This is a genomic window from Empedobacter sp. UBA1574 (assembly GCF_002322895.1).
Classification (GTDB): Bacteria; Bacteroidota; Bacteroidia; order Flavobacteriales; family Weeksellaceae; genus Empedobacter; species Empedobacter falsenii_B.
Genome location: NZ_DCOI01000032.1, coordinates 191549 through 204956, shown reverse-complemented (window position 1 = coordinate 204956; position 13408 = coordinate 191549). Strand labels below are relative to the sequence as shown.

The window sequence follows — 13408 nt, the reverse complement described above, 5'->3', positions numbered from 1 at the left end:
TGGATTTTTTGTTATTTCAAAACTGGAATTTCGATGTAAGAATCGTGATAAATTCGTTGTGTTTGTTTCAAGAAATCTTTCGCGGTTGCTTCATAAACATTCATAAATTGTTGCGGATTGCGGTCTGCTAAAGGAAACCATGTATTTTGAACTTGAATCATAATACGATGTCCTTTCTTGAAAGTATGTCCAACATCTGGCATAGAATACGTTACATTTGTTTTCAGATTAGGAACCATTGCTTCGGGTTTTTCAAAACTATTGCGGTATTTTCCTCGCATAATTTCGGCACGAATCAAATTTTGATATCCAGCCATCAATTTCCCATTATATTTTGGTGTATCTTCAGGAAAAACATCAATCAATTTTACTACATAATCAGCATCTGTTCCTGTTGATGAAACAAATAAATGATTTATAATTGGACCTGTGATTGTCATATCTTCCGTTAAAATATCGGTTTGATAAACCATAACATCAGGACGAGTTGACGCAAATCGTTGATCATCGACCATATATTCTCGTGGACGACTTTCTAAAACACCACCTTGATATGGAACAGGATTATTTGGATCTGCTACATATTCATCAAAACTTGTATTATTAGTCTGTTGAAAAGATATTTTTCCGTTGGCTTGCAAATACATTTTCTGAGTTGTCACATTCTTTGGTGGCCAAGTATCAAACTGTTTCCATTCGTTAGAACCTGTGATAAAGATTTGCGCTTCTGTCGGTTTGAAATTTCCTTTATCTTTTAAATAATAATTGAAAAAAGGTAATTCAATTTGTTGCTGATAATATTCACCTGTTGGCGTTCCAAACTGCATATCGCCAAACGTATCGGCTTTAGAGCGAACCCAACCACCATGAAACCATGGTCCAGCGACCAAAATATTTGTCGCATTCGGATTTTGCTTTTCAATTGCTTTATAAGTTTCAAAAGCACCATAAACATCCTCTGCGTCAAAGAAACCACCAACCGTCATCACAGCAGGTTTCACATTGGTAAGATGTGGCAAAGGATTTCTATCTTGCCAAAATTGATCATAATCAGGATGTGCAAACAAATCATTGTAGAATTTGATATTATCTTGAAAATATTTATCCTTCAATTCCTTTACAGATCCACCTTCTAAATAAAAACGGTAATTATCTTTGATTGGATATTCTAATGATTTTGGACCTTTATCTGGCGTAATTGGTTGCGGACGTTTTACACCAAATGACGACATAAATTTGAAAGAATCATTCAGAAATAATACACCATTGTGATGAAAATCGTCGCCTAAAAACCAATTCGTAACTGGTGCTTGTGGCGAAACAGCTTTCAAGGTTGGATGCGAATTAACTAAACTCATTGTTGAATAAAAACCAGGATAAGAAATTCCATAGATTCCAGCTTTTTGGTTGTAATTTTTCATGTTTTTTGCCAACCATTCCAATGTGTCGTACGTATCTGTACTTTCGTCAATCGCTTTTTTATTTTTCGTTTTATTAACAGGTCGTACATCTTCAAATTCACCCTCGCTCATCCATTTTCCTCTCACATCTTGGTACACGAAAATAAAACCTTCGCGCATTTCTGCAGGGAAATTTCCAAGCGATTTTTTATACTCATTTGCTCCATAAGGCGCTACGGTATAAGGTGTTCGATTAAGTAAAACAGGATATTTTTTGGTTTGATCTTTTGGCGTATAAATAGCCGTGAACAATTTCGTTCCATCTCGCATCGGAATCAATTGTTCGGTCTTTTCATAATGCTCTCTAACATAGGCAGAATCTGCTTTTGCAACTTGCGCATAGCTAATTCCACTCATCAAAATAAGACTAAGTAGAGTTGCTTTTTGAGTAAATTTTTTCACGTGTTTATCAATTTTACAATACTATAAATGTAAAAAACTTTTAAATTTTACACTTATAAATCGAATTATTTTCTACAAATGATTTCAATATCGATAAAGTTTTAATTATTTTTTATGAATTTGAAAATTCGAACACTTTTTTTGACTAAATTAGTTAGCCAAAATCAATTGAAATGAAGTTAACTGCAAAAGCAACAATTCAAATTCAGAAACCTAAAAATGAAGTTTTTGATGCGATTGTTAATCCAAATAAGATGAATCAATATTTTATCGCTTCTTCTACGGGTGCTATCGAAACTGGAAAAATTGTTGAATGGAAATTCCCTGAGTTTGATGATATTTTTCCTGTAATGGGAGGCGATTTAAAACAAGATGAATACATTTCGTTTGATTGGAGTGGCGGTGTTGATGATATGTTGGTGGAAATTTTTCTTGAAAAAGGAGAAAATGATTCGACAATTGTCAAAGTCATTGAACATGAAATGAATGATGATGAAGCTGGAATTAAGCAATTGATGGGACAAACAGAAGGTTGGGCTAATTTCTTGGCTTGTTTGAAAGCTTATCTCGAATATGGAATTAATTTGCGCAAAGGTGCTTTTGATTTTATGAAACCTTAAAAATGAACAAAAGACATACGTATGATCACAATCGAAACAATAATAAATGCTCCAATAGATCAAGTTTGGAAAGCTTTTAATTCTCCTGAAGATATTGTAAAATGGAATCAAGCTTCTGATGATTGGCATTGTCCGAAAGCAGAAAATGATTTGCAAGTTGGTGGAAAATTAAAGAGTACGATGGCTGCGAAAGATGGCAGTTTTCAATTCGAATTTGAAGCTAAATATGATGAAATCATTCCAAATAAATTTATTCGTTATTACATCGCAGATGGTCGTAAGGTTGAAATTAATTTTCATGAAGAAAATAATTTAACCAAAATCACAGAAAAATTTGAACCAGAAAGTCAAAATCCTACTGAAATGCAACAACAAGGTTGGCAAGCTATTTTGAATAGTTTCAAAAATTATGTTGAATCAAATCGATAAAAATAGTAGAAGATGGAAGAAAATAAATCGAAAATTGGTCAAATGGTTTGGGCTGATTTAACTGTTGAAAATTCGACTGAATTAAAAGATTTTTACAAAGAAGTGATTGGTTGGGAAGTCAAAAATGTTGCGATGAAAGATGGCGAAGAAGAATACAATGATTATGCAATGATGTCTTCTCCAGAAAATGCGGCTGGTGGAGTTTGTACGAAACGTGGTATGAATAAAGGAATTCCTTCTCAATGGATTATGTACATTAGTGTAGAAAATGTTGCGGAAAGTTTACAAAAAGCGTTGGAAATGGGAGGGAAATCTATTCATGAGATTAAAAATAAAGAAGGAAATCTTCAATTTGCAATTGTAGAAGATCCTGCTGGAGCTGTTTTTGTATTAGCAAATGCTTAAAATATGAAAAAAGTATCGTTTACAGAAGTAATTTATGCGCAGCCTAAACATGTGCATAAAGTAATGATTGCGCCAGATTCGTATAAAATTTGGACGAAATCGTTTAGTGAAACTTCAGATTTTAAAGGAGATTGGTCCGAAGGTTCTCATGTTTATTTCACTTATGATACCGAGAAAGGTTCGGCAGCGATGATTGCTACAATAGATGAAAATATTATTGGAAAATCAATCAAAATGCGTCATATAGGAAAGCTGAATGAAGAAGGTCAAGAAATTTTTGATGGACCAGAAATTGATGCGTGGAAAAATACAGAAGAAACCTATAAAATGGAAGATGTAGAAGGTCACACACGATTAACCTGTTCGGTGGAGATAGATGATCAGGTTTTTCCAGAAACTCAAGTCAGAGAAATGTGGATAAATGCACTGCGCAAACTGAAAGAGATTTGCGAAGATTAATTATGATGACAGATAATTTCACAACTATTGATGAATATATTCTTGGGTTTGATCAAGCTAAACAGGAGATTTTAGAAAACGTAAGAAAAATTATTCATGAAGCTGTACCAAGAGCAATGGAAACGATTAATTATAAAATGCCAACATTTCGTTTGAATGGAAATGTGATTCATTTTGCGATGTTCAAAAATCATGTAGGGATTTATCCTGGAGCAGAAACAATCGAACATTTTAAAAATGATTTAACCGATTATAAAACATCAAAAGGTACAATACAACTTCCTTTGGATAAAGTTTTACCGAAGAAATTATTGAGAGAAATTGTGTTGTATAAAGTTAGTTTGATGAAAGATCAGAAAGCTGAAGAATGGACGAAATACAATGGTAATTGGGCAGAAGCGAATGAGAAAATTCAACAAGTTGTAAATGAAACGGAACTTGTAAAAGAGTTTAAATGGGGTGGAGATATTTATACGTTTAACAAGAAAAATGTGTTGGCATTTAGTGGTTTCAAAAATCATTTTGCGTTGTGGTTTCACAATGGCGTTTTCTTGAAAGATCAATATAAAGTTTTGGTGAATGCGAATGAAGAAAAAACGAAAGCTTTGCGTCAATGGAGATTTAATTCTGCCGATGAAATTGATGTCGAAAAAGTAAGAGAATATGTCTTAGAAGCGATTCAATTGGTGAAAGACGGAAAGGAAATAAAACCTCAAAAATCTGTACCAAAAGAAGTTGATGGGATTTTGAAAAAAACTCTAAATCAAAACAATAAATTATTTACTTCATTTAAAGCTTTAACTTCAGGAAGACAAAAAGAATACATCGAATATATTGATGAAGCAAAACAAGAGAAAACGAAAATTTCTCGCATCGAAAAAATAAAACCTATGATTTTAGAAGGAAAAGGTTTGAATGATAAATATCGAAAATAATGCAATATGAAGTCGCAAATTTAGAAGAATATTTAACGTCAATTCCAGTAGAAAGAAAAGAAGCTGTTGAGAAATTAATTAAAATTTTGGCAGATAAATTACCCACTGGTTTCGAGTTGCAGTTGAGCTATGGTCATCTTGGGTTTGTTGTACCGTTTTCACTTTATCCGAATGGTTATCATTGCGATCCGAAATCACCGTTGCCGTTTATCAATATTGCTTCTCAAAAGAATTTCATTGCGTTATATCACATGGGAATTTATATGGACAATAAATTGCTGAATTGGTTTGTTGATGAATATCCAAAATACTCAAAACGTAAATTAGATATGGGAAAAAGTTGTATTCGTTTCAAAAAAGTAGAGGATATTCCGTTTGAATTAATCGGAGAATTAGCGCAAAAAATTACGCCACAACAATGGATAGAAAATTATGAAAAAGTACTACTTAATCGAAAAAAATAAATCATGTCACAAATCGATAAATTTTTAAAAAAATTAGAAAAAAATAATAACCGCGAATGGTTTACAGAACATAAAGTTGAATTTGATACAGCGAAAGCTGAAGCAGATTCAATTTTCAATGTGATTTACCAAGAATTAAGTAAAAAGGAAGAATTAGAACCGCTTAAAATTTATAGAATTTATAGAGATGTTCGTTTTTCTCATGATAAAACTCCTTATAAAACTCATTTTTCTGCGCAAACAGGTCGCAAAAAGCCACTTAATAGAGGTGGGTATTATTTCCATATTCAACCGAATCATAATTTTATAGGTGTTGGTTTTTGGGGACCAGAGCGCGATGATTTGCTTCGTATTAGAAAAGATATTGAAGTTTCGGATGAATTAGCGAAGATTCTTCAATCCAAAACAATTATGAATGAGTTTGGAGAAATGCAAGGAGAAGAAGTGAAATCTGCTCCAAAAGGTTTTTCGAAAGATCATGAGCGAATTGAATTGTTGCGTAAAAAGCAATATTTATTTATCAAGAATTTCACGGATGAAGAAGTTTTAGCAAAAGATTTTCCGCAGAAAGTGGCGAAATCAATTCAGGTTCTTCAACCATTTTTGAATTATATGACAGAGGTTTTAACAACCGATGAAAATGGTCAACCATTATATTAAAAAAATAATCACAAAAAAACACTATATTATGGCTAAAGTACACGCTTACTTAAATTTTAACGGAGATTGCGAAAAGGCATTTCAGTTTTATGAAACTGTTTTTGAAACGCAAAATATTGGGATGTATAAAATGGTAGATATGCCGCCAAATCCAGAATTTCAGATTCCAGAAAGTGCAAAGGATAAAGTTTCGCATGTGGCATTGTTTATTAATGAAACAACAATGTTAATGGGTTCTGATATTATTGAAGAATTTGGACATCAATACAAAGCTGGAAATAATAATTACATTATGCTTGATGTTGATAATCCCGCAGAAGCGCATCAATTATATGATCGTCTTTCGGTAAATGCAAAATCGTTAGAAATGCCTTTGGCTGAGCAGTTTTTTGCTGAGCTTTATGCGTCTTTTATTGATCAATTTGGAACACCTTGGATGATTCATTTCGAAGGAAATAAAGCGCATTCGATGTAAAATATAGTTTAAGAATAAAACATAAAACCTCTCAACTTGAGAGGTTTTTGTTTACTATACATTTACGTTCGTTGCTTGTAACATAAGTTGATGAAGATCTGTATTTTTTACAAATGGCTTCAACAAATCACTTCCTGGTCCATACATAGCTAATTCTACATAATCGCCCGAGTGATCCATACTTATCCAACCTACATTGTTGTGTTTTTTCTGAATTTCAGAGAAAAATTTGAACGGAAGCTTTTTGAAATTATATAATCCTTCTTCTTTATCCAAACCTTTGTAAAAATCTAACATATGTTTTGCTTCATCATCAGTTAAACTAAAACCATTTGTTTCGACAATCCAATCTTTGATTTCTTGTATATTAAAATCTTCGTGAATTTCATTCAAAATATGTTCGTTGGTATATTTATAATTAACAATACTTTCAAATTTTTTGTTTACATCAGCTCCATAAATAGTTCCTGGATTTGCATTTCCGTGATCAGTTGTGATGATAACTAACGTATTTCCATCCTTTTCAGCAAAATCCATTACAGTTTTGATTGTTTCATCAAATGCAATTTGATCATTTATTAATCCTGCAACATCATTTGCATGTGCCGCCCAATCCACTTTTCCAGCTTCTACTTGCAATACAAAACCATTTTGATGATCTTTCAAATTATCAATCGCAACCTTAGTCATTTCGGCAAGTGTAGGAATAGATTTATTTTTTGAGAGATTTTTATGATCGATTGCGTAAGGAATTGCTCCAGTATTGAAAATACCTAATAGAGATTTATTGTTTTGAGATTTTCCTAATTCCTCCTTTGTTTTCGCAATTTGATAGCCTTTATTTTTATAAATAGCATACAAATCTTTCTTGTCTTCTCTTTTGGATGAATTAAAAAACTCATCACCACCACCTAATAAAACATCAATGCCAATTTCGGCATATTTTTCAGCTATCTCTGGTTCTGCATTTCTACTTGCAGAATTTATACAAAAACCAGCTGGAGTGGCATGAGTAATAGTAACTGTAGTCACACACCCTGTTCTTTTACCCGCTTTTTTGAACTTTTGCCAAATCGGAACATGATGTTCTCCATTCGTGCTAATATTTAATACGCCATTTTTCACACGAATTCCACCTCCAAAAGCTGAACTTGCAGCAGCTGAATCGGTAACAATAGAACTTGCAGAAGCGGTGTCCATTAAAGCTCTTTTTACTTTATTTTCTTCATAAAGATTTATCCAATTACCATTTTTTCCATGCAATTGTATGTTGTACAAATTAGCCATAGCAAGAGTTCCGGAACTCATTCCATCACTTATCATAAAAATAATATTCTTTGCAGAATTTGTAGAAAGATTAGGTTTGATTTTATTTTGAGCAAATAAATCGAAAGGATTTAGAATTAAGCCTGTAGAAATTAATGCCGATCCTCTAAGAAATTTACGTCTATCCATTTTATTATTTTTGTAAATGAATAGATTATTTCTGAGAAGTGTTTTAGCTTATTGTTAAATCTTATTAATGATACAATCTAAATCCTAATTTCAGGCATATATTGGCGTGTTTATCAAACAATGCATGTACAAGCTCTTCTTCGTCATCAATTTCTTTTGCTAAACAAAAATAATATTGATCTAAAATTGTACTCAAAATTGGAGAAGGGTTTACATATCCAGATAAGGCTTTTGCTCCTGTAACATCAATAAAATATTGAAAACTTTCGTCTTCCAAATTTAAACTCATTGTATTTGCAAAATGAACAATTTTATCGGTTAGTTTTCCTTGAAAAATTTCTGCTACTTCTTCCAAACTATAGTAATAATCATCAATTTGAATTTGATTTCCTTCGCCTTCAAAAACTAAATAAATGATTTTATAATCTCTAAAATATTTATCATGATAAAGAAGATTGGTCAAACTTTCTTCGAAACCTTCAAAGCTATCAGTCGTTTTATAAACATTTGTAATCTGAAATTCTCGAGCCAAATGTTCCAAAAATTCCAATAATTGCGAATCATTTTGCTCTTCAATATCTGCTACAGATTCCAAACAAAACAATTTGAAATCATCTTCGTCTTCAGTTCGTATAATATCCTTCATCTATTTTACTATTTTTCAAAGGTAAGATGTAATTTTTAAATGATTAAAATCACGCGAACAATGATTAATATTTATTAATTTAGAATTATTCTATATAAATAAATTTAATGAAAAATAATATTGATTTACAAAATCTTGCGGAACAATTGAGTTGTCCAAATGGAGACGAAGGAATTGAAGTTGGTGAGCAAATGAATGAAAGTAATTTTGGTATGATAAAAACGACAATAGATCATTTACAATTACAAAATAAAGAACAAATATTAGAGTTAGGTCATGGAAATTGTAAGCATTTACCTTATGTATTAAATCAAGCAAAGGATTTAGAATATATTGGTTTAGAACTTTCACAGGTCATGAAAAATAGTGCTATCACGAACAATTCTGATTATTTGAATGCAAATATTAGATTTGAAATAATTATGGATGAAAGAATTCATTTTTATGAAAAACGTTTTGATAAAATTTTCACAGTGAATACAATCTATTTTTGGAAAAATCCTAAATTTTTCTTGAGTGAAATTTATAGAGTCTTGAAATTCAATGGGGAATTTGCTCTTACTTTTGCTAAAAAGGAATTTATGGAAACTTTACCTTTTACTCAATTTGGCTTCAATTTATACACAGAAGACGAAGTGATAAAACTATTGAAATCAGCTAAATTTTCTATTGAAAATAGAAAAACATTTTCAGAAAGTGTAATTAGCAAAGCTGGCGAAAAAGTTGAAAGAGAGTATAGTATAATTATTGCAAAAAAATAAAATGATTTTTATTGATAATAAACTTAATTTTTTTGAGAAAAGAATGAGTAAATAATTTCTAAAGTAGAAAGAATTAGCAGAAATTTGTATCCTTATTTCAAGAATATGAAACAACCACAAAGAGTATTCGATTTATCTCGATTTCAAGAAAAAAATACACCTAACATTTCGATTTTTAATTACAAAGAAAAAGGAGAATGGAAGGGAATTTCGACAACAGATTTTATCAATCGAGTAAATAATATTTCGAAAGGTTTGATTGCAAATGGTGTTCAACAAAATGATAAAGTTGCGTTAATCAGCGAAAATCGTTTAGAATGGAATTTAGTAGATTTTGCAATTCAGCAAATTGGAGCTGTTGTTGTGGCAATTTATCCCAATATTTCGGATAATGATTACGAATTTATTCTAAATGATGCCGAAATCAAACTTTGTTTTGTGAGCAATGATGCGTTGTATCAACGATTATTAGGAATCAAAGATCGTATTCCAAATCTTGAACAAGTTTATACATTTAATACTTATCCGCATACACCAAATTGGATTGAGCTAATTTCGAAAGGAATTTCTATTTCTGATGAGGTTTTACAAACGAAGATGGACAATGTAAAACCAACTGATTTAGCAACTCTTATTTATACTTCTGGAACAACAGGAAACCCGAAAGGCGTTATGCTTTCTCACGAAAATTTATTGGCTGATGTCAATAGTTCCGAATATTCTTTTCCTGTAAAAGCGTATGATAAAGCGTTGTCTTTTTTACCTGCTTGTCATGCGTATGAACGCGTCTTTCAATACGTGTACATCAAAATGGGATTACCAATCTATTTTGCACAATCAATGGATACGATTGGGCAAGATATGAAAGAAGTTCAACCACATATTTTTTCGGCTGTTCCACGTGTTTTAGAGAAAGTTTACGATAAAATAATGGCGACTGGAGAACAATTGACAGGAGTAAAAAGAGCTTTATTCTTTTGGGCAATTTCGTTAGGAGAACAGTATGATTTAGACGAATCAAAACTTTCTGCTTGGTATAAATTTCAATTAAACATTGCTCGAAAATTAATTTTTTCGAAATGGAAAGCGGCGCTTGGCGGTAATGTCAAAGGAATTGCATCGGGAAGTGCAACTTTACAAACTCGTTTATTAAAATTGTATTTAGCAGCCGGAATTCCAATTTACGAAGGTTATGGTTTAACAGAAGCTGGACCTTGTTTATCTGTAAATTGTATCAAACGTGGAATGAAAATCGGAACCGTTGGTATTCCTTTGATTGATATTGAGATTAAATTAGCTGAAGATGGAGAAATCTTAGCAAAAGGTAAAAATATCATGCAAGGATATTATAAAAATTCTGAGGCGACGGCTGAGGTTTTGAAAGATGGTTGGTTGTATACGGGCGATATTGGAGAATGGGTTGATGATAAATTCTTAAAAATTATCGATCGTAAAAAAGAAATGTTCAAAACTTCTGGAGGAAAATATGTTGTGCCACAACAAATTGAGAAAATTCTTTCAGAATCTAATTATATCGAACAAATTATGGTAGTTGGAGAAGGACGAAAATTCCCTGCTGCTTTGGTTATTCCTTCTTATGAAAACTGTATTGATTGGGCAAAAGCAAATGAATCTTCATTGATTAATTTACCTCGTGAAGAGTTTTTAACGCATCCAAAAATTTATGAATTGATAGGAAATGAAATCAATAAATTAAATGTCAATTTTGGAAATTGGGAAAAAATTAAAAAATTTCATTTACTGCCTTATGAATTTACAATTGAAGCTGGAGAATTAACGCCAACTTTGAAGATGAAACGTAAAATCATTTCAGAAAAATATAAAAAAGAAATTGACGGAATTTATCAATAAAAACATCAATTTTTTAGAAAAATAACGAAGCAAGATTTTTATTAATCTTGCTTTTTTCGTGAAATAAAACTGATTTATGAAAATTTTGCACCAAATTTGCACTCTTTTTTATAAAGTTTAGTATTTAAAAAATGAATAATCCTACACGAATTTTTGACTTAGCTTATCGTCAACAAGAACTTTACCCCAATCATAATATGTTTGCAAGTAAAATTGATGGCGAATGGAAGTTTACAAAACCAGCCGAATTTATTGCGCAAACAAGAGAAATTTCGAAAGGTTTATTAGCTCTGGGAGTTAAACCTGGCGATCGAGTAGGACTTGTGTGCGAAAGCCGCTATGAATGGCATGTGATTGATTTTGCAATTCAGCAAATTGGTGCGGTTGTGGTAGCGATTTATCCAAATATTACAGATTTTGAATATCAATTTATCTTCAATGATGCCGAAATACAATTGTGTATTGTAAGTACAAAAAATTTGTATGAACGTATCAATAATATGTTTGGGACAATTTATAGTTTAGAATATGTTTTTGCAATTAATGAGTTCCCAGATTCTAGAAATTGGTCAGAATTAAAAGAAATTGGAAAAGATATAACAGACGAATATGTAAATAATCTTAGTTCAATTGTTCGAAATTCAGATTTAGCAACTTTAATTTATACGTCTGGAACAACAGGAAAACCGAAAGGTGTAATGTTGTCTCATAATAATTTGGTTTCGAATTTTATTGCGGCAAAAGAAATTGTTGTGTTAGAAGAAGGAACAAGAGGTTTGACTTTTTTACCGCCTTGTCATACATACGAAAGAACTGTAATTTATACCTATTTATATATTGGTGTAACGGTTTATTTCGCCGAAGGTTTTGAAAAAATTGGTGATAATATCAATGAAGTACAACCTCATATCATGACTGCTGTTCCTCGAGTGATGGAAAAAGTTTATGAGAAAATCCTAAAAACAGGTAGCGCTTTAACAGGAAAAAAACGAAAAGTTTTTGATTGGGCGATTAATATTGCTTCTCAATATGAACCTGATGCGAAGAAACGATCTTTGGTGTATAATGTGAAGTTAGCTTTAGCTCGAAAATTAGTTTTGAATAAATTTTATGAAGCGTTAGGAGGTAATTTCAAATATATTATTTCGGGAAGTGCTTCGTTGCAAGGTAAAATTGCGCGTGTTTTTATGGCGGCTGGATTACCATTTTTTGAAGGATATGGAATGACGGAAACTTCGCCTTTAATCACTGTAAATAATCCGCATAAATTAGGTGTTCGAATAGGGACTGTGGGTTCACCAATAAAAGATGTTAAGGTAAAATTAGCCGAAGATGGAGAAATTTTGGTTCAAGGTCCTAATGTGATGATGGGCTATTATAAAAATCAAAAAGCGACCGATGAGGTCATTATTGATGGATGGTTGCACACAGGTGATATTGGAGTTTGGGAGGAAGGAGAAGGTCATTTCTTGAAAATCATTGATCGTAAAAAGGAAATGTTCAAAATTTCTGGTGGAAAATATGTTGTTCCTCAACCAATTGAAACAAAACTTGTCGAATCAAATTTTATTGAGCAAGCAATGGTTGTTGGTGATGCGCAAAAATTTGCGTCAGCTTTTATTGTTCCGAATTATGCAAATCTGAAAGAATGGGCAAAAGAAAATGCACCTGAAATTAGTAATCTTTCTCGCGATGAATTCATAGCATCTACAGAAGTTCATAAAGTAATTAATCAAGAAGTTCGTAAAGCAAATCAGTTTTTTGGAAATTGGGAACAGATTAAGAAACCAGCAATTTTAGCGCATGAATTTACGATTGAAGGTGAAGAATTAACTCCAACTTTGAAATTAAAACGTAAAGTTATTCTAAAGAAATATCAGAAAGAATTCGAAGAAATTTATAAATAAAAAAATCCCTCAATTCATAATGAGTTGAGGGATTTTTTTATGGATTCATTCTTTCGTTAGTATAACCACTAATCACAGTATAATCTACTTTTTCAATACTATCCATAAAAGAAGCGTTATCGGTATATATAATAAAATCTACTTTCTCTTAGCTATTTCCATGAGTTTCAAATTCATTATAAAGTGAATTAACTTGAAGTTTACCATTATTCTCTCTTAAGAATAATTCAAAAAATGAATCATTTTCTCCTTTTGGAATAAAATAATTAGTTGGTAAATGTTTACAATCACAATTATCAGTGCTTAAATAATAGTGTCCAGAACATTGTAATTCATATAATTTAATATCTCCAATTATATAAGACTTTTTAAAATCAGAACTGCAAGAGTAAAATAATAAGAGAAATAAAATTAGATATTTCATAATTGTAATAGTTATGACGAATATAATTCTTTTT

Annotated in this window: 14 protein-coding genes; 11 read left to right on the top strand and 3 right to left on the bottom strand. The window is 31.5% G+C overall.

The genetic code is table 11. From position 1 onward, the window contains the following. Nucleotides 1–11 precede the first annotated feature (11 nt). Nucleotides 12–1862, bottom strand: a complete 1851-nt coding sequence (locus tag B3578_RS10530; protein WP_286494907.1) for a CocE/NonD family hydrolase — start codon at nucleotides 1860–1862, stop codon at nucleotides 12–14. 173 nt (nucleotides 1863–2035) lie between these two features. Here B3578_RS10530 and B3578_RS10525 point away from each other — a divergent pair, with 173 nt between their 5' ends. From B3578_RS10525 to B3578_RS10490, 8 genes are read left to right on the top strand one after another with little or no spacing between them, the layout of a single operon-like run. After that, nucleotides 2036–2482: an SRPBCC domain-containing protein gene (locus tag B3578_RS10525; protein WP_219033967.1), complete on the top strand. Its 447-nt coding sequence runs from the start codon at nucleotides 2036–2038 to the stop codon at nucleotides 2480–2482. 21 nt (nucleotides 2483–2503) lie between these two features. After that, entirely contained in the window at nucleotides 2504–2911 is a 408-nt protein-coding gene (locus tag B3578_RS10520) for an SRPBCC family protein (RefSeq protein ID WP_125350071.1), read from the top strand. 12 nt (nucleotides 2912–2923) lie between these two features. After that, entirely contained in the window at nucleotides 2924–3316 is a 393-nt protein-coding gene (locus tag B3578_RS10515; protein WP_291048534.1) for a VOC family protein, read from the top strand. A gap of 3 nt (nucleotides 3317–3319) precedes the next feature. Then, entirely contained in the window at nucleotides 3320–3775 is a 456-nt protein-coding gene (locus B3578_RS10510; protein ID WP_125350073.1) for an SRPBCC domain-containing protein, read from the top strand. Between the two features lie 5 nt (nucleotides 3776–3780). Further along, entirely contained in the window at nucleotides 3781–4710 is a 930-nt protein-coding gene (locus B3578_RS10505) for a DUF1801 domain-containing protein (RefSeq protein WP_291048531.1), read from the top strand. Continuing rightward, the gene (locus tag B3578_RS10500) at nucleotides 4710–5174 is read left to right on the top strand and encodes a DUF1801 domain-containing protein (protein ID WP_038330627.1); all 465 of its coding nucleotides are present in this window, start codon (nucleotides 4710–4712) and stop codon (nucleotides 5172–5174) included. Before B3578_RS10505 ends, B3578_RS10500 begins: the two co-directional genes overlap by 1 nt. Before the next feature lie 3 nt (nucleotides 5175–5177). Then, nucleotides 5178–5834: a DUF2461 domain-containing protein gene (locus tag B3578_RS10495; protein ID WP_038330630.1), complete on the top strand. Its 657-nt coding sequence runs from the start codon at nucleotides 5178–5180 to the stop codon at nucleotides 5832–5834. Nucleotides 5835–5862: 28 nt separating this feature from the next. Next, a complete protein-coding gene (locus B3578_RS10490) occupies nucleotides 5863–6309 on the top strand; it encodes a VOC family protein (RefSeq protein WP_280050962.1) in 447 nt (148 codons plus the stop codon). Nucleotides 6310–6363: 54 nt separating this feature from the next. Here B3578_RS10490 and B3578_RS10485 read toward each other — a convergent pair whose 3' ends face one another. Together B3578_RS10485 and B3578_RS10480 are read right to left on the bottom strand one after the other, a co-directional pair. Continuing rightward, nucleotides 6364–7764: an alkaline phosphatase gene (locus tag B3578_RS10485; protein ID WP_219033963.1), complete on the bottom strand. Its 1401-nt coding sequence runs from the start codon at nucleotides 7762–7764 to the stop codon at nucleotides 6364–6366. 64 nt (nucleotides 7765–7828) lie between these two features. After that, complete coding sequence (locus B3578_RS10480) at nucleotides 7829–8410, bottom strand: DUF6642 family protein (protein WP_219033962.1); 582 nt, start codon at nucleotides 8408–8410, stop codon at nucleotides 7829–7831. A 107-nt stretch (nucleotides 8411–8517) separates the two neighbouring features. Between B3578_RS10480 and B3578_RS10475 the strand changes: the two genes are divergently transcribed. From B3578_RS10475 to B3578_RS10465, 3 genes are all read left to right on the top strand, one after another. Continuing rightward, on the top strand, nucleotides 8518–9171 hold the full coding sequence (locus B3578_RS10475) for a class I SAM-dependent methyltransferase (protein WP_221855054.1): 654 nt from the start codon (nucleotides 8518–8520) through the stop codon (nucleotides 9169–9171). Nucleotides 9172–9276: 105 nt separating this feature from the next. Further along, nucleotides 9277–11043: an AMP-dependent synthetase/ligase gene (locus B3578_RS10470; protein WP_291048521.1), complete on the top strand. Its 1767-nt coding sequence runs from the start codon at nucleotides 9277–9279 to the stop codon at nucleotides 11041–11043. 131 nt (nucleotides 11044–11174) lie between these two features. Further along, entirely contained in the window at nucleotides 11175–12950 is a 1776-nt protein-coding gene (locus B3578_RS10465) for an AMP-dependent synthetase/ligase (protein WP_291048518.1), read from the top strand. Nucleotides 12951–13408 lie beyond the last annotated feature (458 nt).

Bases quoted from the DNA above. Each gene is read 5' to 3' on its own strand.
- B3578_RS10525 (WP_219033967.1), top strand. From the start codon at position 2,036: ATGAAGTTAACTGCAAAAGCAACAATTCAAATTCAGAAACCTAAAAAT.
- B3578_RS10520 (WP_125350071.1), top strand. From the start codon at position 2,504: ATGATCACAATCGAAACAATAATAAATGCTCCAATAGATCAAGTTTGG.
- B3578_RS10515 (WP_291048534.1), top strand. From the start codon at position 2,924: ATGGAAGAAAATAAATCGAAAATTGGTCAAATGGTTTGGGCTGATTTA.
- B3578_RS10510 (WP_125350073.1), top strand. From the start codon at position 3,320: ATGAAAAAAGTATCGTTTACAGAAGTAATTTATGCGCAGCCTAAACAT.
- B3578_RS10505 (WP_291048531.1), top strand. From the start codon at position 3,781: ATGACAGATAATTTCACAACTATTGATGAATATATTCTTGGGTTTGAT.
- B3578_RS10500 (WP_038330627.1), top strand. From the start codon at position 4,710: ATGCAATATGAAGTCGCAAATTTAGAAGAATATTTAACGTCAATTCCA.
- B3578_RS10495 (WP_038330630.1), top strand. From the start codon at position 5,178: ATGTCACAAATCGATAAATTTTTAAAAAAATTAGAAAAAAATAATAAC.
- B3578_RS10490 (WP_280050962.1), top strand. From the start codon at position 5,863: ATGGCTAAAGTACACGCTTACTTAAATTTTAACGGAGATTGCGAAAAG.
- B3578_RS10485 (WP_219033963.1), bottom strand. From the start codon at position 7,764: ATGGATAGACGTAAATTTCTTAGAGGATCGGCATTAATTTCTACAGGC.
- B3578_RS10480 (WP_219033962.1), bottom strand. From the start codon at position 8,410: ATGAAGGATATTATACGAACTGAAGACGAAGATGATTTCAAATTGTTT.
- B3578_RS10475 (WP_221855054.1), top strand. From the start codon at position 8,518: ATGAAAAATAATATTGATTTACAAAATCTTGCGGAACAATTGAGTTGT.
- B3578_RS10470 (WP_291048521.1), top strand. From the start codon at position 9,277: ATGAAACAACCACAAAGAGTATTCGATTTATCTCGATTTCAAGAAAAA.
- B3578_RS10465 (WP_291048518.1), top strand. From the start codon at position 11,175: ATGAATAATCCTACACGAATTTTTGACTTAGCTTATCGTCAACAAGAA.